Source organism: Pseudomonas sp. S2_E02, from assembly GCF_054668355.1.
On sequence record NZ_CP162761.1, the window covers coordinates 91,474 to 118,022 of the forward strand.

Below are 26,549 nucleotides of genomic sequence, written 5' to 3' on the forward strand. Positions count from 1 at the left end.
TACACAAAACGTGCAAACGCTCGAGATCAGTCCCCTCTCCCGGAGGGAGAAGGAGCCGATCGGTGTGAGCCTGAAAACAGGCTCAGTCGCCTGGAGTTTCACTGTCATACACAAAACGTGCAAACGCTCGAGATCAGTTCCCACTCCCGGAGGGAGAAGGAGCCGATCGGTGTGAGCCTGAAAACAGGCTCAGTCGCCTGGAGTTTCACTGTCATACACAAAACGTGCAAACGCTCGAGATCAGTTCCCTCTCCTGGGGGAGAGGGCTAGGGTGAGGGGGCTTTTGAAGTTGTTTACTTCTTCAAGTCTTCGGCACCTTGCAGCGGCTCGTCACCCAGCAACAAATCCTTGTCATGGTTAACCAATTCTTCCTCGAACATCCGCCAGACGTGATCATCCTGACTGCCCAGCAACTCGACAAACCGGCGACCTTCAACTTTGTCACCCAATTGACCGATGTAACGCCCGGTTTCAGTCTCGCTGCGGGTCAGGACAATCTTGCGATCCTTCTCCGGCTGCGTCGGTGAAATCAGGTTCAGCTCCAGGGTCTTTGGCTGACTGTCACCGCTCAAGCGCAAATCAACTTCACCGGTCACGTCATCCAGATGCACAGCGGCGCGCATTTTCAGAGTCTGTGCCAACAGTTCACGGTCCAGCGAACGGTTGATGCCTTTGCCGGCCTCGTAGTAGTTGTCGTTGACCAGGTTGTCCGGGTTGTTCACCGCAATGGTCACCATGGACAGGGTCAGGGTCACCGAACAGGCCAGAATCCCGATGATGATCCATGGCCAAAGGTGCTTGTACCAGGGACTTGCGGCGTTTGCTGCGGGCATGTTCAGTTCTCTCAACGGATTTGTGGGCCGATGAATCGGCTCTTGGCTTCAACGTGGACGCTGTCGTCATCGGCATCCTTGAGGATGAATTTCACCTCGTTGGTGCTCGATGGCAGTTGCTCCGGTGCGCTCGACAACTCGACCGGCATGCTGACGATGTCGCCGGCCGCGACTTTGATCTCGCGTTTGCCTTGCAGGCGCAGGTCGGGCAGGCCCGCGGCTTCCAGCACGTAAGTGTGGTCGCGCTGATCCTTGTTCATGATCTTCAGGCTGTAGACGTTTTCGATCCGGCCTTCGGCGTTTTCGCGGTACAGCACGCGGTCCTTGCTAACGTCGAAGCCGACCAGCGAGCGCATCACGAATGCAGTGACCAACAGGCTGATCATCGCCAGCAACACTACGGCATAGCCGATCAGGCGTGGCCGCAGTTTATGGGTTTTCTGCCCGGACAGGTTGTGTTCGGTGGTGTAGCTGATCAGCCCGCGCGGGTAATCCATCTTGTCCATGATGCTGTCGCAGGCGTCGATGCAGGCCGCGCAGCCAATGCACTCGATCTGCAGGCCGTCGCGGATGTCGATGCCGGTCGGGCACACCTGAACGCACATGGTGCAATCGATGCAATCGCCCAGCCCCTGGGCCTTGTAATCGACGCCTTTCTTGCGCGGGCCACGGCTTTCACCGCGACGCGGGTCGTAGGAAACAATCAGCGTGTCCTTGTCGAACATCACGCTCTGGAAGCGTGCGTACGGGCACATGTAAATGCACACCTGCTCACGCAGCCAACCGGCGTTGCCGTAAGTGGCGAGGGTGAAGAAACCGACCCAGAAATACGACCAGCCATCGGCCTGGCCGGTGAAGAATTCGAAGACCAGTTCACGGATCGGCGAGAAGTAGCCAACGAAGGTCATGCCGGTGACAAAACCGATCAACAGCCACAGCGCGTGTTTGGCGAATTTGCGCGCGAATTTGTTGGTGCTCATCGGCGTCTTGTCGAGCTTGATGCGCTGGTTGCGGTCGCCTTCGGTGACCTTCTCGCACCACATGAAAATCCACGTCCACACACTTTGCGGACAGGTGTAGCCGCACCAGACCCGGCCGGCGTACACGGTAATGAAGAACAGGCCGAACGCGGCAATGATCAACAGGCCCGAGAGCAGAATGAAATCCTGTGGCCAGAAAGTGGCGCCGAAGATGAAGAACTTGCGCTCCGGCAGGTTCCACCACACGGCCTGATGACCGCCCCAGTTCAGCCAGACCGTACCGAAATACAGCAGGAACAGTGCCGCGCCGCCCATCATCCGCAGATTGCGGAACAGGCCGGTGAACGCGCGGGTGTAGATTTTTTCTCGAGAGGCGTAAAGGTCAACGCTGTTGTTCGCGTTTTTGCTCGGTGGTGTGACGTCGTGTACCGGAATCTGGTTGCTCATCATTGCATCCCACGGCAGTGGAAAAATGCCTCGGTCGATACGTGCCAACCCAGGTCAGAAAGGGGTGTTGCAGTGGCGCAATGATACGCCGGTCGCTCTGGCTCAAGGGTGCGACCTTTGGTCGCGTTGGGTAAAAAACCTGAATGGTGTAGCGAATGCAGCAAAGCATGATGCAGGTCAATTGACTTGTTGAGTATGGACGGTTTTGGCTTGAGGGCTAATTCATTGTTTCCATGGGAGAACAGTCCGCCGCTGCGGTCATTGCGAGTTTCATAAAAAAGCCTGGTCAGATTGGACGCACGCACGAATGGCGTCACGTTCAGGGTTTCCTTTGCACAACTCGACGCGTGTCTGGCCTGAAAGAAAACTTTGAATGTGGTTTTGCGTGGGCCACGCCACGTTGAATGGAACTTGTCATGTTTATTTTCAGTGCTCTGCAGGTTATTAAACTTGTGCGGCTAGTGCCTCTGAAATAAATCCAATTGATTGTTCTTTGTGAGTGCTTTGAAGTTTTCTGTTTTTTCGAATAAGTTCTGTTTGCGCGAAAAGTTTGCGCCTGATTGATTAATTTAAACGGAATTTAATGTATGGCTTTTAACAAGTTTGCAAGCGTTGTGCTGGGTGTGTGTTTATGGGCGACGGGTGCATCGGCGCAGGCTATAACCGGAACACCGAAACACATGGTTTTTGCCTCGGATACTCAATATCCCTGGACCGACAAGACCGATGACCGGGAGCCGGAATCCGACGCCGAATTCGATGTTCGTTCGAAATGGCTGGTTGATACTCAGCTTGGGAGTATTGCCGAGTTCAGAAATCAGCACGGCTCTCAAGCCCAGGTGCCTTTGATGATCAATGGCGATATAACCGCTTTTGGTCATGGCTGGCAGCGTTCGTTCATGAAGGATTTACTGACCAAGCACTTCAAAGGTGAGTATTTATACGGCTTGGGTAATCACGATTATGAAAACAATGTTGATGATTGTTTTAGTAATAGCTGTGCGGCGGGAAGTATTGTCGAGTTCAAAGAGCACCATGAGGGTAAAGTCGACAGCTTTGATCTGAAAATCACCAGTGGGTTTCTCAGTAAAAAGTACTCTGGCAGTCTCGCCTATTCAAAAAACATCGGCGAAGTTCATATGGTTCAACTCAATAACGAACCGACGTATACCACCCGGATTGCTCATCCATTGAACCCGACGACATTTGAAATCAACCATGCGCTCGACTGGCTCGAGACGGACCTCAGACTGGCGCGAGCCTCGGGGTACGCCATCATCATCAATATGCATAAACCGTTGCGCCACCAGGGGACCCAGGCGCAACAGAAACGCTTCACCGATATGGTCAACAAATATCAAGTGACGGCGATCTTTGCCGGCCATTTGCATAAGGATGGAGGTGATGCTTATTGGGAGGGTAGCGTACCCATCTACCTGAGCGGCAGTACGTCTCAGCAAACCTATCTGATTGCCAGTTTCACCGAGGACCGCAAGCAGTTGCAGGTCTATCTGGTGAAGAACAATCAGTGGCGCAATCGAACGCTGATCGATACGACGCCGGTGCATTCAATCTTTGCCAAGCGCCCATAAAAAAAGCCCCGCCAGTGATTAGGCGGGGCTTTGGACGATCAGTGATTGGCAGCGTTCCATGGATTGATCAGATGAACGCCGCTGAGTTGGAAATCGGCAACATTACGGGTGACCAGCGTCAGCCCATGAACAAGCGCGGTGGCGGCGATCAAAGCATCGCATTCATTGCTGCGATCAGGCACATGCAGCTGTGCACATCGGCTAGCGACGGCGCTATCGACCGAGAGGATTCTTCCCGAGAATGCGGGTTTGACATGACGCTCGAGCCAGTTGCGCAGCATCCCTCCTTGTGGCGGGTCGCGGCGTTCGATACGCAGAATGCCGGTTTCCAGCTCCAGCACAGTGATGGCCGATAAATACAGGCTGGCCGGGGCGACGCTGTTTGCCCATGTCACCACCTGCTTGTTGGCCTGGGGTTTTCGCAGTTCGGAAACTACATTGGTATCCAGTAGAAACATCAGGACAGGTCCACGCTGCGAGGAGTGATGACGGCGCGCTCGGTTTCGAATTCGATGTCAGGCGCATTCGGCATGACCAGCAGATCGACGATGCTGGTCTGGCTACCGGTCAGTTTCTGGTATTCCTCGATGCTCAGCAGTACATGGGCAGGCTTGCCACGATCGGTAATGATGACCGGGCCCTGATGCGCGGCTTTTTTGGCGGCACTGGTGTCCTGGTTGAATTCGCGGCTGGAAATGGTCGTGATGGCCATCATGTTCGGCCTCCGGTGATTCTGGTGTAGAAACGTTACTACTTTGGGGTTTGCCCAGCAATCGAAAAGGTGGGTTGCGGACGATCGGTTTATCACTGTCATAACGGCACCGGCGAAAGCGCCCCGGCCAAAGGGCAGGGGCGCAGGATATTGGACGTAAATTCGCTGTGTTTTGCTGCCCCCTGTCAGGGCAATCTGCCGCCGCCAAGACCGTCCAGACCGCCGCTGTTACCTGGGCGACCTACAGGGTTTGGTGAGGGTGAGCGTGCGGGTGCCACAGGCCTATTCACCGCCGTTGCTTCATGATCATGGAGGGGCTGCAAACGTTTTGGCAGTGTGGTTTCGTCATTCTTTGACATGTAGGCTTCATCCTTGAAGGTTGACCCGATGCTGTTCATCGGAGTGGGAAAAACCTACAGGGCAGTGCTGCTCAGGTCTATTGAGCATATGTCTCAAGGCATGAATGCCAGCATGAAAAAAGGCCCCGCCAATCAACATTGGCGGGGCCTTTTGTACTTCAAGCGCTGGCCTTACTCGGCGTTCGCTTCGGGTGCTTTTTCACCGTGGGACAGGCTGTAAACATATGCCGCCAGCAGGTGCACCTTGTCGTTGCCTTGCAGTTGTTCCTGCGCAGGCATCTGGCCCTGACGGCCGTAACGGATGGTCTGCTGCAGTTGCGCGAAGCTCGAACCGTAGATGAACGCGCCCGGGTGGGTCAGGTCAGGCGCGCCCATGGCGGGGGTGCCTTTGCCGGCCGGACCGTGGCAGGCCACGCAGTTGGCGGCGAACAGTTTGCCGCCGTTGGCCGGATCAGCCTTGGTGCCTTCCGGCAGCTTGCGGCCATCCAGGTTGGTCACAACGAATGCTGCTACGTCGGCAACACCTTGCTCACCGATGACTTCAGCCCAGGCCGGCATCACTGCGTGACGACCGCCCATGATGGTGGTCTTGATGGTTTCCGGCTCGCCGCCCCAGCGCCAGTCGGCGTCGGTCAGGTTAGGGAAACCGTAGGCGCCCTTGGCGTCGGAACCGTGGCACACCGAGCAGTTGGAGGCGAACAGACGGCCACCCATCTTCAGTGCTTGCGGATCCTTGGCCACTTCTTCGATTGGCATGGCAGCGAACTTGGCGAAGATCGGACCGAACTTAGCGTCCGAACGAGCCATTTCCTTTTCCCACTCGTGCACGCCGGTCCAGCCGGTCTGGCCATTGGCGAACGCGGTCTGCTTGTCGTTATCGAGGTAGTTGTAGCCCGGCAGCAGGCCTTTCCAGTTGCCCAGGCCCGGGTACAGCACCAGGTAACCCAAGGCAAAAATGATGGTGCCGACAAACAGCATGAACCACCATTTCGGCAGTGGGTTGTCGTACTCCTCGATCCCGTCGAAAGAGTGCCCGACCGTCTCGTCCGTCTGTTCGCTGCGCTGGCCCTTGCGGGTCGACAGCAGCAGCCAGGTCAGGGAAAAGATCGTACCGAGACTGAGGACTGTGACGTACAGACTCCAGAATGTAGTCATTCTTTGTTACTCCTAGAAGCTTGCTCGACGTGCTTGATGGCTTCGGGATCATCCGCAAAAGGCAACAAGGTCGCGTCTTCAAACTCCGACTTGCGCTTGGGGCTGAACACCCACAGCGCCAGACCGATGAAGGCCACCATCACGACAACGGTGCCCAGGCCACGAATCATCCCGATATCCATCCAGATCACCGTTTGCTTTTGATGATGGTGCCCAGGCCTTGCAGATAGGCCACCAGCGCGTCCATTTCGGTTTTGCCCTTCACGGCATCCTTGGCCCCGGCGATGTCTTCGTCGGTGTAAGGAACGCCGAGCGTGCGCAACACTTCCATCTTCCTGGCAGTGTCTTTGCCGTCGAGCTTGTTTTCTACGAGGAACGGGTAAGCCGGCATTTTCGACTCAGGCACGACGTTGCGCGGGTTGTACAAGTGCGCACGCTGCCAGTCATCGGAGTAACGACCGCCGACACGGGCCAGATCTGGCCCGGTACGTTTGGAACCCCACAGGAACGGGTGATCCCAGACGCTTTCACCGGCGACCGAGTAGTGCCCATAGCGTTCGGTTTCAGCGCGGAACGGACGGATCATCTGCGAGTGGCAGCCGACACAGCCGTTGGCGATGTAAACGTCGCGGCCTTCCAGTTCCAGCGCCGAACGCGGCTTCATGCCTTCGACCGGCTTGTTGGTGACGTCCTGGAAAAACAGCGGAACGATTTGGGTCAGGCCGCCAACGCTGACGGCGATGACCATGAAGAAGGCCAGCAGGCCAATATTCTTCTCGACAGCTTCATGCTTCATCAGTGAGCTCCAACGACAGCGATCTGGGCAGCGGCTTCGGCTTCAGCCGGGTTCGAGGCGCGCACGGTGCGCCAGACGTTGTAAGCCATCAGGAACATGCCGCTGGCGAAGAAAGCACCGCCCAAGGCGCGAACGATGTAGCCCGGGTGGCTGGCTTGCAGCGCTTCAACGAACGAGTAGGTGAGGGTGCCGTCGTCGTTGATTGCACGCCACATCAGGCCCTGTGTGATGCCGTTGACCCACATCGAAGCGATGTACAGCACGGTGCCGATGGTCGCGAGCCAGAAGTGCGCGTTGATCAGGCCGACACTGTGCATCTGCGCACGCCCGAACAGGCGCGGGATCATGTGGTAGATCGCGCCGATCGAGATCATCGCGACCCAACCGAGAGCGCCAGCGTGTACGTGGCCGATGGTCCAGTCGGTGTAGTGCGAGAGCGAGTTGACGGTCTTGATCGCCATCATCGGCCCTTCGAAGGTCGACATGCCGTAGAACGCCAACGAAACCACGAGGAAGCGCAGGATCGGGTCGGTGCGCAGCTTATGCCAGGCGCCCGACAGGGTCATCATGCCGTTGATCATGCCGCCCCAGCTTGGCGCCAGGAGGATGATCGACATCGCCATGCCCAGCGATTGTGCCCAATCCGGCAATGCGGTGTAGTGCAGGTGGTGCGGGCCGGCCCAGATGTACAGGGTGATCAGGGCCCAGAAGTGCACGATCGACAGACGATAGGAGTAGATCGGACGTTCGGCCTGTTTCGGCACGAAGTAGTACATCATCCCGAGGAAACCGGTGGTCAGGAAGAAGCCCACCGCGTTGTGGCCGTACCACCACTGGATCATCGCATCGGTCGCGCCGGAGTAGGCGGAGTAGGACTTGAAGAAGCTCACCGGCAGGGAGGCGTGGTTGACGATGTGCAGCATCGCCGTGACCACGATGAACGCACCGTAGAACCAGTTACCCACATAAATGTGCTTGGTTTTGCGCTTGGTAATGGTGCCAAAGAACACCAGACCGTAGGTGACCCAGACAATCGCCAGCAGAATAGCCAGTGGCCATTCCAGTTCCGCGTATTCCTTGGTGGTGGTGTAACCCAGCGGCAAGGTGATGATTGCGCCGACGATCACCGCTTGCCAGCCCCAGAAGGTGAAGGCCGCGAGGCTGTCGGAAATCAGTCGCGTCTGGCAGGTTCGCTGCACGACATAGTAGGAAGTGGCAAACAGTGCACAACCACCGAAGGCGAAAATCACCAGGTTTGTGTGCAACGGGCGCAGGCGTCCAAAGCTCGTCCACGGCAGACCGAAGTTCAACTCCGGCCAGACCAGTTGCGAGGCGATGAAGACACCGAGCCCCATGCCAAGGATCCCCCAGACCACCGTCATGATGGCGAACTGGCGGACTACCTTATAGTTATAAGCAGTCGGACTGATTGCTGTGCTCATTCTAAGGTTCCACGGTTTGGGTGTTTTATTAGGATTAAAATCGGCCGCAAGTATGCAGAGAGCAGGGGGTCATTGCAACGCGCCATGACCTGGGTCAATGCTTTCCAACGCTGATTCTGCGGCCTTTCCATGCGCCGCGTAAGGACAAAATTGGCCTCGGACAAAATGTCGCAGCGGACGAAAAAAGCGAGGGGTTCAGGTCGCTTGTAACGGGGTGTGTTCAAACGCTCAGTTCGGGTGACGGACGGTAAATGGCACGACAGCCGGTATCTACCGGCGTTTGCGGCCACATCAGTCAGCCGGTTCGCGGAACACAGCAGTCAGCGTTGACCTGGAACCGGCACAAGCCAGTCCGCATCGAGCAAGCGTAGACCCGAATCAGAGGAACCGAAAGGAGAGGGTGTGAAGGGGTGCGACAATGCGTCGCAAAGGGGCTGGATGCTGCCGCACCGAGAATGGTGCGGCAGATGTGTACGCAATGATTACTTCTTGTTGTCTTCAGTAATAAGTTTTTCTGTATTCAATCCATGTGACAGGCTGTACACATAAGCGGCAAGCAATTGCACTTTATCGTTGCCCAACAGCTCGTTCTGCGCCGGCATGTGACCCTGGCGACCATGGCGAATGGTCTGCTCGAGTTGGGTCAGGCTGGTGCCATAGATAAACCCGGCCGGGTGCGTCAGATTCGGCGCGCCCATGGCTTCAGTACCTTGGCCGGTCGCCCCATGACAGGCCACGCAAGTAGTGCTGAACGCTTGCTGTCCGGCTTGCAGGTCAGCCTTGTTGTCGGCTGGCAATGGCAAACCGGCCAGTTCGTGACGGACGTACGCCGCGACGTTTTTCACCCCGGCTTCGCCCAACACTTCGCCCCAGGCCGGCATCGCCGCCATCCGGCCACCCATGATGGTGGTCTTGATGGTGTCGGCGTCGCCGCCCCAGCGCCAGTCGCTGTCGGCAAGGTTAGGGAAACCGAACGCGCCTTTGGCATCGGAACCGTGGCACACCGAACAATTGGAAGCGAACAAGCGGCCACCCATTTTCAGTGCCTGCGGATCCTTCGCCACTTCTTCCACCGGCATGGCGGCGAACTTGGCGAAGATCGGCCCGAATTTGGCGTCGGCCTTGTTCATTTCCTTTTCCCACTCGTGCACACCGGTCCAACCATCCTCGTAACCGGGAAGAATGCCTTTCCAGTTGCCCAGGCCCGGATAGAGGATCAGATAGCCCACGGAAAACACCAGCGTGCCGGCGAACAGCATGAACCACCACTGCGGCAGCGGGTTGTCGTACTCCTCGATGCCGTCGAAGCTGTGGCCCATGGTCTGGTCGACGCTGCCCTTGGTCTCGCCCCGGCGGGTGCCGATCAGCAGCCATGTCAGGCCGATCAGGCTGCCGATGGTCAGTACGCAGATCCACGTACTCCAGAAGGTGGTCATGGCCGGGTACTCCTTGTCTCATTTACTGGGGTTGTGTCGGGTTGCAGCTCGTCGGCGAACGGCAGCAGACGCGCTTCGGCGAACTCCGGGGTGCGCTTGCGGTTGAACACCCACAAGGTCAGGCCGACAAAGGCGACGAACACCACGACCGTGCCGAGGCCACGAATCATGCCTGCACTCATTTCAATGACCATGGCTCACCTCTTGCTCTTGATCGCAGTGCCGAGCACTTGCAGGTAGGAGACGAGGGCGTCCATTTCGGTCTTGCCCTTGAGGCTGGCCACCGCGCCGCTGATGTCGTCGTCGGTGTACGGCACGCCGAGGGTGCGCATGGTCTTGAGCTTGGTTTCGGTGTGGCTGCTGTCGACCGCCTGCGTGACCAGCCACGGGTAGGCCGGCATTTTCGATTCCGGCACAACGTTGCGCGGGTTGTACAAGTGCGCGCGGTGCCAGTCATCCGAGTAACGCGCGCCGACCCGGGCCAGATCCGGCCCGGTACGTTTCGAACCCCACAGGAACGGGTGATCCCAAACGCTTTCGCCGGCCACCGAGTAGTGCCCGTAGCGCTCGGTTTCGGCGCGGAACGGCCGGATCATCTGCGAGTGGCAACCGACGCAGCCTTCGCGGATGTAGATGTCGCGGCCTTCCAGTTGCAGCGCGGTGTAGGGCTTCATGCCTTCCACCGGTTTGTTGGTGACGTCCTGGAAGAACAGCGGGACGATCTGGGTCAGGCCGCCGATGCTCACGGCGAACACCATGAGCAACATCAACAGGCCAACGTTCTTTTCAATCGTTTCGTGTTTCATGGCGGACTCCTCAGGCCATCTGCGCGGCAGCAACGACGTCAGCAGGCCGCGAGGCCCGCACGGTGCGCCAGGTGTTGTAAGCCATCAGGAACATGCCGCTGAGGAAGATCGCCCCACCAATCAGCCGCACGACGAAGCCTGGGTGGCTGGCCACCAGGGTTTCGACGAAGGAGTAGGTCAGCGTGCCGTCCTCGTTCACCGCGCGCCACATCAGGCCTTGGGCGATGCCGTTGACCCACATCGAGGCGATGTAGAGCACGGTGCCGATGGTCGCGAGCCAGAAGTGCGCGTTGATCAAACCGACGCTGTGCATCTGCGCCTTGCCGAAGATTTTCGGGATCATGTGGTACAGCGCGCCGATCGAGATCATCGCTACCCAGCCGAGAGCGCCGGCGTGTACGTGGCCGATGGTCCAGTCGGTGTAGTGGGAGAGGGCGTTGACAGTCTTGATCGCCATCATCGGACCTTCGAAGGTCGACATGCCGTAGAACGCCAGCGAGACCACAAGGAAGCGCAGGATCGGGTCGCTGCGCAACTTATGCCAGGCGCCCGAGAGGGTCATCATGCCGTTGATCATGCCGCCCCAGCTCGGTGCCAGCAGAATCAGCGACATCACCATGCCCAGCGACTGTGCCCAGTCCGGCAGCGCGGTGTAGTGCAAGTGGTGCGGGCCGGCCCAGATGTACAGGGTGATCAAGGCCCAGAAGTGCACGATCGACAGGCGATACGAATACACCGGACGCTCGGCCTGTTTCGGCACGAAGTAGTACATCATCCCGAGGAAACCGGCGGTGAGGAAAAAGCCTACGGCGTTGTGGCCGTACCACCATTGCACCATCGCGTCGGTTGCACCGGCGTACACCGAGTAGGACTTGGTGAAACTCACCGGCAACTCAAGGTTGTTGACGATGTGCAGAATCGCCACGGTGATGATGAACGCGCCGAAGAACCAGTTGCCCACGTAGATGTGCTTGGTCTTGCGCTGCATGATCGTGCCGAAGAACACGATGGCGTAGGCGACCCAGACGATGGTGATCAGGATGTCGATCGGCCATTCCAGCTCGGCGTATTCCTTGGAGCTGGTGTAACCCAGTGGCAGGCTGATCGCCGCCAACAGGATCACTAGTTGCCAGCCCCAGAAGCAGAACGCGGCGATTTTCGGCGCAAACAATTGGGTTTGGCAGGTGCGTTGCACCGAGTAGAACGAACTGGCGAACAGCGCACAGCCACCGAACGCGAAGATCACCGCGTTGGTGTGCAGCGGGCGCAGACGGCCGAAACTGGTCCAGGGCAAATTGAAGTTGAGTTCGGGCCAGACCAATTGGGCCGCGAGAAAAACCCCGAGGCCCATGCCGACGATGCCCCACACCACCGTCATAATGGCGAATTGGCGGACCACCTTGTAGTTGTAGGCGGTACTGATAGAAGTGTTCATGGTTCCCCATCCACGGTTCAGCCGAAGTGAGCGCGCGCAAGACACGCGGCGAATCCTTCGTCTGGAGTTATAGGCAGACTAAAAGCGAGGCAAGCATGGACAAACAGCACAAGGCCAGTATTGACGGGGATCAATGGGCGCAGTGCGTGCTCGATCATGGATGGCTTTGGAACGCCGCCAGTGGTGAGGCTTCAGCGACGTTGATCCTTGCCCACGGTGCTGGTGCTCCGATGGATAGCGATTGGATGAACGACATGGCTGGGCGCCTTGCCGGGCTTGGGGTGAATGTGTTGCGGTTTGAGTTTGCGTATATGGCGCAGCGGCGGGTGGATGGCGTGAAGCGGCCGCCGAATCCTGCGGGGAAATTGCAGGAGTGTTGGCGTGAGGTGTATGCCGAGGTGCGGCGTCATGTCGCTGGGGTTTTGGCCATTGGCGGGAAGTCGATGGGGGGGCGGATGGCCAGTCTGCTTGCTGATGAGTTGGGGGCTGATGCGCTGGTGTGTCTGGGCTATCCGTTTTATGCGGTGGGGAAGCCGGAGAAGCCGCGGGTTGAGCATTTGGCTTCTTTGCAGACGCGGACTTTGATTGTGCAGGGGGAGCGGGATGCGCTGGGTAATCGGGAGGCGGTTGAGGCTTACACCTTGTCACCGAGTATTGAGGTGACGTGGTTAGCTGCCGGCGATCATGACCTGAAGCCATTAAAGGTTTCCGGGTTTACCCATGAACAGCATTTGGCTAGCGCTGCGCAGAAAGTATCCGAGTTTCTCAGCAAGTGACCGAGCCGGGCTGAGATTTTGAACTGCATGAAGATCTGCTCCCTTTCCCCTCGCCCCCTTGGGGGAGAGGGCTGGGGTGAGGGGGATCGATTTCAGCTACGACATATTTTTTGGGTACATATCCATTCCTGCGGTAACGGCCACTTATGGTTTCCCCCTTACGGCGACTCACTTTTTTTACAAACGCCTAAAAAAAGTAAGCAAAAAAACGCTTGCTCCTACGTGCGGCCCGCTCGCTAAAGCTCGGGGTCCCTTCGCTCCGGGATCGATCCGGGCGCAGCGTCTCCGGTTTGCTTCGCTGCACCTCCTCTCGCTGTGTTTGGCTGCGCCAAACGGTCGCTGCGCTCCCACGCCCGGATCAATCCCTCCACTCAGCCTTCCGACGTCGCCGGTGGGTCAAGATCAAAAGCAGGCGAGCTGACACTCGGCCTATTGAGTGGTGAAGAGTACGGCGCGCTTGGCTTTGGTTTTTGTGGTGTTCTCGCCCCTCACCCCAGCCCTCTCCCGAGGGAGAGGGAGCCGATTTTTGGGCTTTTCAAAGCCTGAGTTCAACGCGCTATTGCACGTCGGCGTACCTCTCCCAAACACCGCGATCAGTCCCCTCTCCCTCGGGGAGAGGGCTAGGGTGAGGGGCTTTTGATCTGTTTCAGAATCTGAGTTCAACTCGGTATCGCACGTCGGCGTATCTCTTCCATTCCATGCGATCAGTCCCCTCTCCCTCTGGGAGAGGGTTAGGGTGAGGGGCAATTTCGCTGACACGATAAAGAACTGGAAGCGCTCACTGTCCGGCATTTCCCGTGCACAAACATGATTTTGTGAGCACGTTTAAATTACACAACCCGTTACGCCACGGGGCCTACAACACCTTGCGCCGTTACCTACGCGTACGCCAGAATCCGCCGGCTTACACGACTACAGGCCGGGCTATATCGTTTCCTTGTCACTGAAAAACAGTGATCGGGTTTGGTAGCCCGCCTTAAATTGTCGTTGTTGCGACACTGTCGATGCTGTCTCCTTTTTGAGATATGGCTTTGTATGGTGGGCATGCGTGGGGCTCCTCTGTGAGCGCCGGGTTACCCAATTTGACCGGTCTACCAACCCGCGCATGGCCGCCACCCGCCGTTTGGTAGCGAGGGTGATGGCTCCCGTTTTTTCAAATTGGAGCTTTATCTATGTTCAAAATCACACCAAACCCACCACCCACTGATCCAATCCCCCACGACCCAGCGCTCAGCCCGCAAAAGATCAAAGAAGCAACCGACCGCGCCCTCGACTATTACCTCAGACCCGAAGCACTGGGGGCTCCACCAAGCTCGCCAAAATTTCGCCCGGTCTATCTCGTCGACCCCACGCTGGATGACGAAACCCTGCTGGTCGAGGCGAGCGAGTCGCTTTCATACGCCCACGCCATGGCCGGCAACATCGCCAACTCAATAGGCGGCCCGGAGCGCAAACCGCTGCTGGCGCTGCAACAGGTGATCATGCTCAACGAGCTGTTGGTCAATCGACTGCTGGATAAGCTGAAGTTGCCTCAGTAGTTATTGGGCCGGCCCTCACCCTAACCCTCTCCCAGAGGTAGAGGGGACTGACCGAGGTGAATGTGCCAGGTGCACCGACTTGAGATACCGAGTCGAACTCAAATTCTGAAATGCACAGAGATCGGCTCCCTTTCCCCCTCGCCCCCTTGGGGGGAGAGGGCTGGGGTGAGGGGGAGATATTCAATGACACAACAAAAAACCCGGAAGCTCTCGCTTTCCGGGTTTTATGTTATCGCCAGTTCAATCAGCGGTTAAACCGCTCCACCAACGAGTACTGCGTATTCGCTGTCTTCGTCAGTTCTTCACTCAACAACGCCGAGTTATGCGCCTGTTCCGACGTCTGATCCGCCAGTTCCGAAATATTGCTGATGTTGCGGCTGATCTCTTCAGCCACCGCACTTTGCTCTTCCGTCGCTGCAGCAATCTGCGTGGTCATGTCGGTGATGTTGGCCACCGCTTCACTGATACCGACCAACGCCTGATCCGCTTCCAGCACCCGCGCTACACCTTCTTCAGCCTGACGATGTCCAGCTTCCATGGTTTGCACGGCACTCGAAGCCGTCTGCTGCAACTTGGCGATCAGGGCATGAATCTGCCCGGTCGATTCGCTGGTGCGTTGCGCCAGTTGACGCACTTCGTCAGCCACCACGGCAAAACCACGGCCCATCTCGCCAGCACGGGCTGCCTCGATGGCGGCGTTGAGCGCGAGCAGGTTGGTCTGGTCGGCGATGCCTTTGATCACATCAACCACGCCGCCGATTTCGTCACTGTCCTTGGCCAGTTGCGTCACGGTCAGGCCGGTTTCCCCGACAACGACCGACAAACGCTGGATGGCTTCGCGGGTTTCGCCGGCGATGTCACGGCCGCGACCGGTCAGGCGATTGGCTTCCTGAGTGGCGTCAGCGGTGCGCTGGACATGGCTCGCCACTTCCTGGGTGGTCGCGGCCATCTGGTTGACGGCGGTGGCGACTTGTTCGGTTTCCACACGCTGGCGTTCCAGGCCGGTGGAGCTGTTGTGCGCCAGGACGTCGGATTGCTTGGCCTGATCGGTCAAGTGTTCGGCGGTGTCCTGCAGACGGGTCAGGCAGGTTTTCAGGCGTGCTTCCTGGCTGAGGATCGACATTTCTAGACGCGCCTGGGCGCCACGGCTGTCGGTGTACATCTGCGCGATCAGCGGGTCGGAAGTGGTCTGCTCGGCCAGGCGCAGCAGGCGTTTCAGCCCGCGTTGCTGCCATTGCAGGCCCATCAGGCCCAGCGGCACCGACAAACCGGCAGCGAGGGCGAAGCCCCAGTGCGAGTTCAGCGTCGCGCCGATCACGAAGCTCAGTTGGCTGACCAGAATGAACGGCAGCCAGTCCTGCAGCACCGGCAGCCATTTATCGCTGGAAGGGATCGCCGACTTGCCCTGGTTGATGCGTTGGTAGAGCGCTTCGGCGCGGCGGATCTGTTCGGCGGTGGGTTTGATCCGCACCGACTCGTAACCGACCACCTGATTGCCGTCGAACACCGGTGTGACATAGGCGTTAACCCAGTAATGGTCACCGGTCTTGCAGCGATTCTTGACAATGCCCATCCATGGCAAGCCTTGTTTCAATGTGCCCCACATGTGCGAAAACACCGCCGCCGGGACGTCGGGGTGACGGACCAGGTTGTGCGGCGCACGGATCAGCTCTTCACGCGAAAACCCGCTGATCTCGACGAAAGCGTCGTTGCAGTAGGTGATCACGCCCTTGGCGTCGGTTGTGGAAATCAACCGTTGCTGAGCCGGGAAAGTCCGTTCGCGTTGTGTAATGGGCTGGTTGTTACGCATGGTTTTTCAATCCGCAAGGCTTTGAAAGGTTGTCGGCGGTGACAGCTTTTTATTGAAATTTTTTTTCAATAATCAGCACGGCGTCGCAAAATGGCGCTTGCTTCAGCCGGCGAGCATCGGATAGGTGAACAGGCCGAAATGCAGCAGGTTCAGGCCGAAATGTGTGGCGATCGCCGCGCCGAGTCCGCCAAAACGGTAGGCCAGACCATAGGCGACGCCCGCCAGCCCTGCCAGCAACACCCAGGTCCAGCCTGCGCCGGCATGCACCAGACCGAACAGCAACGAGGCCAGCAGCAGGGCGAGATTTTCTCCGTAGGGCAGACTTTTGAAACGCTGACTGAGGCCGCCCTGTATATAGCCGCGAAACAGCGCTTCCTCGACCAAGGTCACCAGCAGCAGATTGTTCAGCACCCACAGCCACGCTTGATCAGGCCACTTCGGTGCCCAGGCGATCACGCCCAGCAACAGCGCGCCGCCAAGGGCAAGAACCGCGCTCAGCGTCAGGGCGAGGGCGGTGGCGTAGACGCTCAGGCGCAACGAACGTCGCCCGACAATCCACGGGCACACCAGCAACAACCAGAAGCCAACCAGCGGTTTGTCGAGGTTCAGGTACATCGCGAACGGCACGGCGTTGTCGGTGAAGCGTTGCGGATCAATGGCGCGACCGTTGGCGAAGCCCGGTAGCCAGTGCAATGCCAACGCCACGGCCAGCACGATGAACAGGCCATGGCCGAGAAAACGTGCGACCGGCACTTTCTGCAGATGCACGGCGAAACCTGCGAACACCAGCAGCCCAATGGAGATCAGCGCCAGCCAGCCGAGGTGGCCGTAACTCAGCGCCCATCCGTAACCGAGGCTGAGAAGCGCCAGATAGAGCCATGGCAAAGCCTTCATCGAAAGTCCCTGTGCAAATTTGTGGAAGGGCTTTCTACACGGACGAGCGGCGGGGGACAAGTGAAGGTGTGGCGGCAAACCGGGACAACTCCAATACCGTTGGCCAAACATAATTCCCAATGTGGGAGCGAGCTTGCTCGCGAAAGCGGTGTGACAGGCAATAGTTGTTTCGACTGATACACCGCATTCGCGAGCAAGCTCGCTCCCACAGGGGATTGGTATTCCAGAAAGGGTTTTGCGTTTGGCGTGGGATCTAGCGCAAGTTAAGTTTCGCCGCCGCACGCTCGGTTATTTCCGTGCGCAGTTTCAGCGATGGCGCTGCACGCAAACGTGCTTCATCGACAATTGCGCTCGGCGCGGTTGCCGGGCTGCCCGCGTTGAACGGCGGCGCCGGGGCATATTCCAATTGCAACTGGATCAGCTGCGCCGCGTCGGCACCCACCAACTCTTCAGCCAGCACCAGCGCAAAATCAATCCCCGCCGTAATCCCGCCGCCGGTAAACAGATTGCCGTCACGCACCACCCGATCCTTCACCGCGATCGCCCCCAGCGTCGGCAGCAGATCGTGATACGCCCAATGCGTGGTCGCCCGCTTGCCTTGCAACAGACCCGCCGCGCCGAGCACCAGCGAACCGGTGCACACCGATGTCACGTACTTCGCCTGCGCAGCCTGACGCTTGATGAAAGCCAGCGTCAGCTCATCTTCCATCAGCGCGCCGACGCCACCACCACCCGGTACACAGATCACATCCAGATCCGGGCAATCCTCAAACGTGGTGGTCGGTTTCAGCAGCAGTCCGGTGCTGGCGGTGACCGGCATCAGATCCTTCCAGATCAAGTGCACCTGCACGCCCGGCAGCGAGGCGAGCACGTCATACGGCCCGGTCAGGTCGAGTTGCTGAACCTGCGGAAACAACAGAAAACCGATCTGCAACGTCATCGTTCTTACTCCATGAAAAGGGCTGGACGGCTTCACTGTAGGCGCGTAGGTTCTGGCGCATACGCCAATAACCCCACGAATTACGCCAAATGCCCAAAGCCATCCACGTACTCGCGTTTGCCAACATGCAGATCCTCGACGTCACCGGCCCCTTGCAGGTGTTCGCCTCGGCCAACGACATCGCCCGTCAGCGCGGCTTGCCGATCCCGTATGCGCCGAGCGTGATTGCCAGCGGCGGCGGGGCGGTGATGTCGTCGGCGGGTCTGGCGGTGTTGGCCGAACCGTTGCCCGAAGCGCCCAGCGACACGTTGATCATCGCCGGTGGCTGGGGCATTTATCCGGCGGCCGAAGATGTGCTGTTGGTGGATTGGGTGCGCGAACACGCGGGCAAATGTCGACGCGTGGCCTCCGTGTGTACGGGGGCATTTCTGTTGGCGGCAAGCGGTTGGCTCGATGGCCGTCGCGTGGTCACCCACTGGACGCGATGCGAACAACTGGCGCAGCAACATCCGAATCTGCACGTTGAGGCCAATCCGATTTTCATCAATGACGGCCCGATCTGGACGTCGGCGGGAGTCACGGCCGGCATCGATCTGGCCTTGGCCATGGTTGAAGAGGATCTGGGCAGCGACATCGCCCTGGATGTCGCCCGGCATCTGGTGGTGTTCCTCAAGCGCCCGGGCGGGCAATCGCAGTTCAGCGTGACCTTATCCTTGCAGAATCAGGGCAATCGCTTTGATGAACTGCACGCGTGGATCGCCGAGAATCTCACCTGCGACCTCGGCATCCCGACCCTCGCAGAACAAGCCGGCATGAGCGAACGCAGTTTCGTCCGCCACTACCGCGCCGACACCGGCCAGACCCCGGCGCGGGCGATCGAATTGATTCGCGTCGAAACCGCCCGGCGCTTGCTCAGTGACACCGGTTTACCGGTCAAACGCATCGCCGCCAATTGCGGGTTTGGCAGTGAAGAGACATTGCGCCGAAGTTTCCTGCGGGCTATCGGGGTTACGCCGCAGGCTTATCGGGAGCGGTTTTCGGTCAGCGCTGCAACAGATCCAGTAATGCCTTGAGGGTTTGTTCAGGAGCTTCCTCGGGAATGTTATGGCCGACATCGGGCAACACACGCCGCTCATAAAAACCGGTGAAATGCTCTGCGTCTTCATCCTCTTGTGGCGCAGGGCCGACACCGTCGTCGGCACCGCACAAAGAAATGGTCGGCACGCCAATGGTCGGTTGCCGAATCAGCAAATCTTCCATCAACTCAAACGCCGGATCTCCCGCGACATACATGAAGCGGTGGCGATAGGAGTGGATCACCACGTCAACGAAATCAGGGTTGTCGAAGGCAGGCGCGGTCAGGGGAAAACGCTCGGCAGCGTGCGACCAGGTCGGAGACCAAAGCCTCCAGAGCAGCTCACAAAACTCCCGACGATTGTGCTTCAGGCCCTCAACGCCACGTGGCGTGTGGAAGTAATACTGATACCAGAACCGATGCTCGGTCTCGGGATCCAGCGGTCGAATCGAGTTGGGGATGTCCTGCAGGTTGTAGCCATCACCGGTCACCAAGCCGCGCACTCGTTCCGGAAATAACGCCGCGACGATGCATGCCGCGCGACCACCCCAGTCATACCCGCAGAGCGTGGCTTGTTCGATGGAGAGTGCATCCATCAAATTCAACAAATCCTGAGCGAGTGCGGCTTGCTGGCCTGAGCGCAGTGTTTGTGCATCGTTGAAGCGAGTCTGCCCATAACCGCGCAGGTACGGAACGATGACTCGGTAACCCTGAGCGGCGAGGAGCGGCGCGATTTCATCGTAAGCGCGAGGGGAATAGGGGAAGCCATGAAGGAGGATCACCGGCACACCGGTTTCCGGGCCATGCGCCTCATAGGCAATGGTCAGGCTAGCGGTTTTGCAGAACAGAATCGCTTTTCCACTCATACCTGGCTCCTGTTATCCGAACAGCACCTTCTGCCAATGATCTTCACTGATGATGGCGATTGGCACGCCGCTGTCTCTCAGCTCAACGGCTTTTTTGATCTTCGTACCATAGCTGCTGTGCAGCCACTGTTCATTGCCGATGCTGCCGATCACTAGATAATGGATTTTCTTGCTGACACCTGCACCTATCATTCCGCCGCGTTCTACGATCAGCGATTCACACGCTTTGCGCGGCCCGTAAGCCATAACACCGGTAAACAGAAAAACACGATTGGCACAGTCCAGAGTTGGGGCTGGACTATCGAGCGGCAGGCTGTTGGGCACACTGAAGGTTTGTGCTGCGCCCACTGGCAGGCCGGCGAACTGATGAAGAATCTCCAGCAATTCCACCGATTCATCGGCATCCAATAAACCGTCGCTAAGCATGCCCTCAAGACGCTTGTAGAGAATATTTACCACCGGATCCCCCAAGTGAACCAAGTGGGTTTCGATCCAGGTCTTGAGAAACTCGGCTTCCTGCTGATTGATCTTGCCATCAGCGGCTAGCCCGGCAGCGACCCCTGCCAGTGCGTCGGCCGAACGCCTGTCAATCCGCGCTTCGTGAAAGAAACGGCTGTTTTGAAATTCCTGATGCAAATCGACCATCGCTGTTTCTCCTTAAACCTCAGCTTCCGCCACCTGATTGAAATACTTCGTTCGATCCGGGGTAAACGTCACCCGCATCTTCGTTCGCGAGCAGGTCAACGAGCGTTCTTCGCTCAGATCAATATCCAGATCCTCACCGCGCAAGCCTTGCCACTGCGCCAGATACTTCAGCGAGCCATATTTCTCGTTTTTCTTCAGGCTGCGGCTCACGCCACCTTTCCAGCCGAGCACGGGCAGTTCGCCGGCGAGACATTTTTGCGCGAGGTCGGGGAAGCGGGTGGCGCGCTGGCGGCCGATTTCCCAGCACTTGATCAGGCCTTTGTCCGCGGCTTCCCAGAGTTGGGTGCGGGTCAGGCCGCTGCGAAGCGGCGTGTCGATGGTGCGCTGGACGTGCTGGGACATTCTGGTTCCTTGAATTCGGGTTTTATTGGACAGCTCCGCTGTGCCCGTTGCGGTGGATGGTAGGGGTGGATGTAACAGCTGGCAACAGGGTATTTCCGGGTGTGACTGCGAGTTGCAGGGCAGGCACGGTTCGGAGGATGTTGACCATTTGTAGTCTTACGGCAGTTGAAAACTGTGCTGAGGGAGCTTGCTCCCGCTCGGCTGCGCAGCAGGCGCAAAGTCAGGCAACCCGGTACTTCAGTGGGATTGGGGAGGCAGATTTCAGGGCCGCTTCGCGCCCCGGCGGGAGCAAGCTCCCTCGCCATAGGGGGTGGGAGTGAGCCTGCTTTTGCGTAGGTGTCAGTCCTACAATTGGCTGTTGATGCAGACTATTTCCTACAGCCTTTGGTGACAATTACGGCTGCCAGTAACTCTTTTCCCCACTCAGCTTGCGGTCGAGAAAACTCGCCGCACTGATCAACGCCAGATGCGTCAAGGCTTGCGGGGTATTACCCAAATGCCGGCCATGGGCGTCGAACTCTTCGGCGTAGAGACCCAGCGGATTGGCATAGCGCAGCAATTGCTCAAACTCCAGATGGGCTTTTTCAACCTGCCCCGCGCGAGCCAGGCATTCGACATACCAGAACGAACACGCGGCGAAGGCGCCTTCAGTGCCGGTCAGGCCATCGATATTGCTGTCGTCATTGCGATAGCGATAAACCATGCCGTCGCGCACCAAGGTCTTTTCGATGGCCGCAAGGGTCGACAGCCAGCGCGGATCCTTGGCGCTGACGAAACGCACCAACGGCATCAACAACATCGAGCCATCCAGGGCGGTGCCGCCCTTGTACTGGACGAAATGCCCGCGCTCCTCATTCCAGAAGTTGTCCCAGATGTCGGCGTAGATCGCCTGCCGGGTCGAGTCCCATTGCGCAAACGGTGCCGGTAACGAGCGTTTCGAGGCCAAGCGAATCGCCCGGTCCAGCGCTACCCAGCACATCAGCCGTGAGTGCAGGAAGTGATGCTGCTCACCGCGCATTTCCCAAATGCCGACATCGGCGGTCTGCCACGTTTCACAGACTTGATCGACCACTTCGCGCACATGTTTCCAGCCTTCATGGGAAATCGCGTCGCCGTACTTGTTGACCAGATACACCGCATCCATCAGCTCGCCGAAGATATCCAGCTGAATCTGATCGTAAGCGCCGTTGCCGATGCGCACCGGTTGCGCACCGCCGTGACCGGACAAGTGCGACAGCTCGGTTTCCGGCAATTCCTGACGACCATCGATGGCGTACAGAATGTTCAACTTCATCGGCTTGCCGCAGCAGTCGCTGACCCGTCCGCGCAGCCAGCCCATATAGGCGTTGGCCTCGCCGACAAAGCCCAGGCGCATGAACGCGTACACCGTGAACGAGGCATCGCGGATCCATGTGTAGCGGTAGTCCCAGTTACGTTCGCCGCCCGGCGTTTCCGGTAGACCGAAAGTGGCGGCGGCGAGAATCGCGCCGTGTTTGCGTGAGGTCAGCAGTTTCAACGCGAGGGCCGAGCGGTTGACCATTTCCCGCCAGCGCCCGCGGTAAATCGACTGACCGATCCAGTCGCGCCAGAACTTCAATGTGCGTTCCATGCACAAGTGTCCGGCGCCTTCGGCGAATCGTGGATCATCGGTCGCCCCGAGCATGAACGCCGCCGTTTCATCTTGCTTGAGCGTGAATTGTGCCACCGCCGCTTGCGCGTCGATCTGCATCGGCTGGTCCGAAACCAGGCGCAGTGACGGTTGGCCGGAAGCGCTGAACGTCACGTCTTGTTGATCCATCTCAGCTCGGGTGTCGGCTCGGGCGTAATCGTGGCGCACGGCGCAGCGCATGGTGAAAGTCGCTTCGCCGCTGACCACGCGCACCCGACGCATCAACAGCGGCAGGTCATCGGCGTTGTCCGCCACTGGCAGCAGATCGGTGACTTCGACCACCGCGCGCTCACTCAGCCAGCGGGTTTGCAGAACGTTAGTGTCGGGCAGGTAAATCTGTTCGCGGCGCGCGTCCGGCAAGTCCGGCGCCAACTGGAAAATCCCCGCGTCCGGGGTGTCCAGCAACGAACAGAAAATCGACGGACTGTCGAATTCCGGCCAGCAGAAAAAATCCACACTGCCACGGTCGTTGATCAGTGCCGCACTGCGCATGTCGCCGATGATGCCGTGGGCGTCGATCGGGCTTTGTCGTTCCAGGTGATGCTCAGCCATTGCCGCGAAACTCCGGATAGAGGCTCATGCCGCCGTCGATGAACAGGGTGGTACCAACGATGTAATCGGCGGCATCCGAGGCGAGAAAGACCACGGCGTTGGCGACGTCTTGCGCGTCGCCGATACGCCCGTAAGGAATCAGATCAAGCAGCTTTTCGCCGGCAGCGCCTTCGGTGGCGTCTTTGTTGATCGCCGTGCGAATCGCCCCCGGCGCGATGCCGTTGATGCGAATGCGTTGGTGGCTGACTTCCTGTGCAAGGGTCTGCATCAACTGATCGACACCACCCTTGGACGCGGCGTAATTGACGTGCCCGGCCCAGGGAATGCGCTGGTGCACCGAACTCATGTGGATGATCTTGCCGGCCGCGCGGGACACGCCTTCACGAACGCCCTGGCGATTGAAAATCCGCAGGGCAGCGCGGGCGCAGAGGAACTGCCCGGTGAGGTTGACGCCGATCACCGCGTTCCAGTCGTCGAGGGTCATGTCCACAGCGGCGGCATCTTTTTGCATACCCGAGTTGGCCAGCAGAATATCCAGCGAACCGAAGGCATCGATGGCCGCCGAGAACAGCCGCTCAACCTCGTCTTCCTTGGAGACATCAGCGCGAATGGCGATGGCCTGCCCACCGTCAGCGATGATTTGCCGGGCCAGTGCTTCGGCAGGCTCGGCCTGGCGGTTGTAGTTGATGACCACCGCCGCGCCGGCAGCGGCCAGGGCTTTGGCGCACGCCTGGCCGATGCCGGAGCTGGCGCCGGTGATCAGGGCTGTTTGTCGGGCGAGGGAAATATGCATGCAAAATCGCGCCTGGGGTCAGTGGGCTTATTTAGCTGACTGACGGGCGGCGGCGAGAGTTCATCTTGCAATCATGAAAAGATCGACAGCTTCAGACCTGATAGCGACCACTGGTGCGATGCCATTCCACATTGCCGGCCAGCCAGCTCTTGACTCCGCCCAGGTAACGTATGAGCGGCGCTGATGCGTGCGGCAGTACGGCCTGTTCTGCGGCCTCATACAAATGCATGATCTCGTCGTGAATGGCGGCACTTTGCGCCATTGCTTGTTCCGGCGAGCAGTGCTGTTCGCGGATCAACAGCAAGGGCAGGTTGAAGTCACCGATTCCGGCTTGCTGCTCCTTCAGCGCCGAAAACAGATCATTGGCAATGATCGTCGCGCTGGCGGCCAGTGCCGTCACGCGTCGCACGTCGGGTGCGCTATACACATTGGCCGGTAGTTCGTAGCCTGCAATGATGTCGATCAACGACAGGCACGGCAGGAAACTGTTGACCTGACGGTGGGCCAGATATTCCCAAAGTGCTGGCGTGAGACCTTCGGTGCGCCAGGCCGCTTCGGCGCTCATGGTCACGAACATGGCGATGATTTCATGGCGCACGCGTGACACCTGTGCCGGTGTGGCGAAGGACTCCACCCGCGCCAGATACCCGCGCAGAGCGACCAATACCGGATCGCCGCTCAATGCCCGCTCAAGGCCGGGGCGGAACCGTTCGCTCAAGTAAACCGGTTCCAGCGCTGCCAGCGCCACGGACAGGCGTGGGCCGACCATTTTCGGTTCAGATCCGGTTCTCTCGTCATCGCAGTAGTAATCATCGACGGCGAACAGGGCGGCAAAACATTGCGCCGCCAGCAGCAGGCGGTCCGGATCATCCGTATCGTTATGACAAAGCACAGCGAAGCGCCCGAAGCCCATCGCCCGCACTTTTTTGTGCTGGCCTGGAAAAATCCCGACCTGCTCGATCCACGGCATGAGGCGATCATCCACTTCTGCCGCCAGAGACGGGTCGACTCTAAAAGGGGCAAGTCCATACAGCGGCGGGACAGTCCAGGGCGATTGCATCGGCGATTCCTTCGCGGTTGAGCGCAGGGTCATCAGAGCCCGATTGGCGAAAAAAGGCACCTGTCAGACCTGACAGGTCTGCGCGCTTTGCGACAGATGGTCATCCTGGATCCAGAGTCTGACGGAGGTTTCTGGCGGTCTGGTCAGTTGCCAGCGGCAGTCCGGCAGGGGCGACTGAGCCATCTGTTCAGCGAAACGACCCGGGGCTTCGCACCTTCACATTCCACCAACAATTCCCTGCTTCCACGCCACCCGACCCTATGGCAACTTGGCGGCCCTTGATGAGGCTGCAGTCCATGGCAAACCCCTACCGCGAATTGTTCAACGCCCCCGGCGCACGGAATTTTGTCCTGGCCGGAATGATCGCGCGCATGCCGATCTCCATGACCGGTATCGGCGTGATCACCATGCTGTCGCAGTTGAAGGGCGGGTATGCGCTGGCCGGCGCGGTGGCGGCAACCTTTGCCCTGGCCACAGCGTTTTGCGCGCCGCAGGTATCGCGTCTGGTTGACCGCTATGGCCAGCGAAAAATTCTCCCGGTATCGGCATTGATCGGCGGCGGGGCACTGCTGATGTTGCTGCTGTGCACGCGGTTGCAGGCGCCGAACTGGACGCTGTTTATCTTTGCCGCACTGGCCGGGTGCATGCCGAGCATGTCGGCGATGGTGCGGGCGCGCTGGACGGAGATCTATCGTGGCCAGCCGCAGTTACAGACGGCTTATGCGTTGGAGTCAGTACTCGATGAAGTCTGCTTTATCGTCGGTGCGCCGCTGTCGGTGGGGCTGTGCGTGACGCTGTTTCCCGAGGCCGGACCACTGGCGGGACTGTTGATGCTGGCGGTCGGCGTCACCGCGTTTGTCGCCCAGCGCAGCACGGAGCCCTCGGTGCATCCGCATGAGCCACACCATCAAGGCTCGATCATTCGCTCCACGGACATGCAATGGCTGCTGTTGTTGATGACCGCCATGGGCGTCATCGTCGGTGTGATTGATGTGGTCAGCGTCGCGTTCGCCCAGCAACAGGGGCAGCCGGCGGCGGCGAGCATCGTGTTGTCGGTGTACGGAATCGGTTCTTTCCTGTCCGGTATCGCGTTCGGTGCGATGCGCTCGAAGTTGCCGTTGCCGCAGCTGTTTTTGTACGGTGGAGTGGCGACGGCGGTGACCACATTGCCGCTGTTGCTGGCGAGCAATATTGTTGGATTGTCGGTGGCGGTGTTCGTCGCCGGGCTGTTCTTCTCACCGACGCTGATTGTGGCGATGGCGTTGATCGAGCGCATCGTACCGCCGGCCAAGCTCACTGAAGGCCTGACCTGGCTGGTGACCGGTTTGAGTATCGGCGTGGCGGTGGGCGCCGCCGGCGCAGGCGCACTGGTCGATGCCTTCGGCGCGCGCAGCGGCTTCTGGCTGGCGATTGCAGCCGGGGCGGTAGTCCTCGCATCGGCGGTGCAGAGTTTCCGTCATCTGAAGTGATCGGCTAACCGACTAATTCCCGCGCTATCTCATCCGTTCTCTTTTACAGATAACCCTATTGAGGTAA

Annotated in this window: 27 protein-coding genes; 5 read left to right on the forward strand and 22 right to left on the reverse strand. The window is 58.9% G+C overall.

The window, feature by feature from the left end:
- Positions 1–293: 293 nt before the first annotated feature.
- The 3 genes from AB4O01_RS00350 to AB4O01_RS00360 are packed head-to-tail and all read right to left on the reverse strand — an operon-like array spanning position 294 to position 2,577.
- On the reverse strand, positions 294–833 hold the full coding sequence (locus tag AB4O01_RS00350; protein ID WP_093431857.1) for a FixH family protein: 540 nt from the start codon (positions 831–833) through the stop codon (positions 294–296).
- An 11-nt stretch (positions 834–844) separates the two neighbouring features.
- Entirely contained in the window at positions 845–2,260 is a 1,416-nt protein-coding gene (ccoG, locus tag AB4O01_RS00355) for a cytochrome c oxidase accessory protein CcoG (RefSeq protein WP_093431860.1), read from the reverse strand.
- Positions 2,260–2,577, reverse strand: coding sequence for a hypothetical protein (locus tag AB4O01_RS00360; RefSeq protein WP_257358019.1), 318 nt, complete (start codon positions 2,575–2,577; stop codon positions 2,260–2,262). The genes ccoG and AB4O01_RS00360 overlap by 1 nt, the downstream gene beginning before the upstream one ends.
- Positions 2,578–2,847: 270 nt before the next feature.
- Here AB4O01_RS00360 and AB4O01_RS00365 point away from each other — a divergent pair, with 270 nt between their 5' ends.
- Positions 2,848–3,852: a metallophosphoesterase family protein gene (locus tag AB4O01_RS00365; RefSeq protein WP_460090295.1), complete on the forward strand. Its 1,005-nt coding sequence runs from the start codon at positions 2,848–2,850 to the stop codon at positions 3,850–3,852.
- A 38-nt stretch (positions 3,853–3,890) separates the two neighbouring features.
- Here AB4O01_RS00365 and AB4O01_RS00370 read toward each other — a convergent pair whose 3' ends face one another.
- The 10 genes from AB4O01_RS00370 to ccoN (AB4O01_RS00415) form a co-directional block, all read right to left on the reverse strand.
- Positions 3,891–4,310 carry a type II toxin-antitoxin system VapC family toxin gene (locus AB4O01_RS00370; protein WP_093431866.1) on the reverse strand — a complete coding sequence of 140 codons (420 nt, stop codon included), beginning with the start codon at positions 4,308–4,310 and terminating at the stop codon, positions 3,891–3,893.
- On the reverse strand, positions 4,310–4,564 hold the full coding sequence (locus tag AB4O01_RS00375) for a type II toxin-antitoxin system Phd/YefM family antitoxin (protein ID WP_175559588.1): 255 nt from the start codon (positions 4,562–4,564) through the stop codon (positions 4,310–4,312). Before AB4O01_RS00375 ends, AB4O01_RS00370 begins: the two co-directional genes overlap by 1 nt.
- Positions 4,565–5,094: 530 nt before the next feature.
- The gene (gene ccoP / locus AB4O01_RS00380) at positions 5,095–6,078 is read right to left on the reverse strand and encodes a cytochrome-c oxidase, cbb3-type subunit III (protein ID WP_093431872.1); all 984 of its coding nucleotides are present in this window, start codon (positions 6,076–6,078) and stop codon (positions 5,095–5,097) included.
- Positions 6,075–6,260, reverse strand: coding sequence for a CcoQ/FixQ family Cbb3-type cytochrome c oxidase assembly chaperone (locus tag AB4O01_RS00385; protein WP_003175465.1), 186 nt, complete (start codon positions 6,258–6,260; stop codon positions 6,075–6,077). Before AB4O01_RS00385 ends, ccoP (AB4O01_RS00380) begins: the two co-directional genes overlap by 4 nt.
- A gap of 5 nt (positions 6,261–6,265) precedes the next feature.
- Complete coding sequence (ccoO, locus tag AB4O01_RS00390) at positions 6,266–6,874, reverse strand: cytochrome-c oxidase, cbb3-type subunit II (protein WP_093431874.1); 609 nt, start codon at positions 6,872–6,874, stop codon at positions 6,266–6,268.
- A complete protein-coding gene (gene ccoN / locus AB4O01_RS00395) occupies positions 6,874–8,316 on the reverse strand; it encodes a cytochrome-c oxidase, cbb3-type subunit I (RefSeq protein WP_093431876.1) in 1,443 nt (480 codons plus the stop codon). The genes ccoO (AB4O01_RS00390) and ccoN (AB4O01_RS00395) overlap by 1 nt, the downstream gene beginning before the upstream one ends.
- A gap of 482 nt (positions 8,317–8,798) precedes the next feature.
- The gene (ccoP, locus tag AB4O01_RS00400; RefSeq protein ID WP_186623383.1) at positions 8,799–9,752 is read right to left on the reverse strand and encodes a cytochrome-c oxidase, cbb3-type subunit III; all 954 of its coding nucleotides are present in this window, start codon (positions 9,750–9,752) and stop codon (positions 8,799–8,801) included.
- Positions 9,749–9,946, reverse strand: a complete 198-nt coding sequence (locus AB4O01_RS00405; RefSeq protein WP_093431882.1) for a cbb3-type cytochrome oxidase subunit 3 — start codon at positions 9,944–9,946, stop codon at positions 9,749–9,751. Before AB4O01_RS00405 ends, ccoP (AB4O01_RS00400) begins: the two co-directional genes overlap by 4 nt.
- Positions 9,947–9,949: 3 nt before the next feature.
- Positions 9,950–10,558: a cytochrome-c oxidase, cbb3-type subunit II gene (gene ccoO / locus AB4O01_RS00410; protein WP_003223389.1), complete on the reverse strand. Its 609-nt coding sequence runs from the start codon at positions 10,556–10,558 to the stop codon at positions 9,950–9,952.
- Between the two features lie 10 nt (positions 10,559–10,568).
- Entirely contained in the window at positions 10,569–11,993 is a 1,425-nt protein-coding gene (ccoN, locus tag AB4O01_RS00415) for a cytochrome-c oxidase, cbb3-type subunit I (RefSeq protein WP_099758480.1), read from the reverse strand.
- Between the two features lie 95 nt (positions 11,994–12,088).
- On the opposite strand from ccoN (AB4O01_RS00415), the gene AB4O01_RS00420 reads away from it, so the two are divergent.
- Positions 12,089–12,769 (forward strand): alpha/beta family hydrolase, encoded by a 681-nt coding sequence (locus tag AB4O01_RS00420; protein ID WP_460090297.1) that lies wholly within the window; start codon positions 12,089–12,091, stop codon positions 12,767–12,769.
- Between the two features lie 1,172 nt (positions 12,770–13,941).
- Entirely contained in the window at positions 13,942–14,307 is a 366-nt protein-coding gene (locus AB4O01_RS00425) for a DUF6124 family protein (protein WP_099758482.1), read from the forward strand.
- A 244-nt stretch (positions 14,308–14,551) separates the two neighbouring features.
- Here AB4O01_RS00425 and AB4O01_RS00430 read toward each other — a convergent pair whose 3' ends face one another.
- From AB4O01_RS00430 to inhA, 3 genes are all read right to left on the reverse strand, one after another.
- The gene (locus tag AB4O01_RS00430; protein ID WP_460090298.1) at positions 14,552–16,117 is read right to left on the reverse strand and encodes a methyl-accepting chemotaxis protein; all 1,566 of its coding nucleotides are present in this window, start codon (positions 16,115–16,117) and stop codon (positions 14,552–14,554) included.
- A gap of 102 nt (positions 16,118–16,219) precedes the next feature.
- Positions 16,220–17,011 carry a CPBP family intramembrane glutamic endopeptidase gene (locus AB4O01_RS00435; protein ID WP_460090299.1) on the reverse strand — a complete coding sequence of 264 codons (792 nt, stop codon included), beginning with the start codon at positions 17,009–17,011 and terminating at the stop codon, positions 16,220–16,222.
- Positions 17,012–17,264: 253 nt separating this feature from the next.
- Positions 17,265–17,951, reverse strand: a complete 687-nt coding sequence (gene inhA, locus AB4O01_RS00440; protein ID WP_414926865.1) for an isonitrile hydratase — start codon at positions 17,949–17,951, stop codon at positions 17,265–17,267.
- Between the two features lie 89 nt (positions 17,952–18,040).
- On the opposite strand from inhA, the gene AB4O01_RS00445 reads away from it, so the two are divergent.
- Entirely contained in the window at positions 18,041–19,024 is a 984-nt protein-coding gene (locus AB4O01_RS00445) for a GlxA family transcriptional regulator (RefSeq protein ID WP_093431903.1), read from the forward strand.
- Here AB4O01_RS00445 and AB4O01_RS00450 read toward each other — a convergent pair.
- The 6 genes from AB4O01_RS00450 to AB4O01_RS00475 all read right to left on the reverse strand — a co-directional run bounded on the left by AB4O01_RS00450 (position 18,993) and on the right by AB4O01_RS00475 (position 25,013).
- Entirely contained in the window at positions 18,993–19,892 is a 900-nt protein-coding gene (locus tag AB4O01_RS00450) for an alpha/beta fold hydrolase (RefSeq protein WP_460090300.1), read from the reverse strand. The two genes, AB4O01_RS00445 and AB4O01_RS00450, sit on opposite strands and share 32 nt — an antisense overlap.
- 12 nt (positions 19,893–19,904) lie before the next feature.
- Positions 19,905–20,537, reverse strand: a complete 633-nt coding sequence (locus AB4O01_RS00455; protein WP_099758487.1) for a BRCT domain-containing protein — start codon at positions 20,535–20,537, stop codon at positions 19,905–19,907.
- Positions 20,538–20,549: 12 nt separating this feature from the next.
- Positions 20,550–20,939: a hypothetical protein gene (locus AB4O01_RS00460; RefSeq protein WP_093431912.1), complete on the reverse strand. Its 390-nt coding sequence runs from the start codon at positions 20,937–20,939 to the stop codon at positions 20,550–20,552.
- A 394-nt stretch (positions 20,940–21,333) separates the two neighbouring features.
- Positions 21,334–23,160 carry a glycoside hydrolase family 15 protein gene (locus AB4O01_RS00465; RefSeq protein WP_460090301.1) on the reverse strand — a complete coding sequence of 609 codons (1,827 nt, stop codon included), beginning with the start codon at positions 23,158–23,160 and terminating at the stop codon, positions 21,334–21,336.
- Positions 23,153–23,953: a glucose 1-dehydrogenase gene (locus AB4O01_RS00470; protein WP_099758490.1), complete on the reverse strand. Its 801-nt coding sequence runs from the start codon at positions 23,951–23,953 to the stop codon at positions 23,153–23,155. The genes AB4O01_RS00465 and AB4O01_RS00470 overlap by 8 nt, the downstream gene beginning before the upstream one ends.
- A gap of 91 nt (positions 23,954–24,044) precedes the next feature.
- Positions 24,045–25,013 carry a family 2 encapsulin nanocompartment cargo protein terpene cyclase gene (locus AB4O01_RS00475; protein WP_460090302.1) on the reverse strand — a complete coding sequence of 323 codons (969 nt, stop codon included), beginning with the start codon at positions 25,011–25,013 and terminating at the stop codon, positions 24,045–24,047.
- Positions 25,014–25,309: 296 nt separating this feature from the next.
- Here AB4O01_RS00475 and AB4O01_RS00480 point away from each other — a divergent pair, with 296 nt between their 5' ends.
- Positions 25,310–26,482: an MFS transporter gene (locus AB4O01_RS00480; protein ID WP_460090303.1), complete on the forward strand. Its 1,173-nt coding sequence runs from the start codon at positions 25,310–25,312 to the stop codon at positions 26,480–26,482.
- Positions 26,483–26,549: the final 67 nt, after the last annotated feature.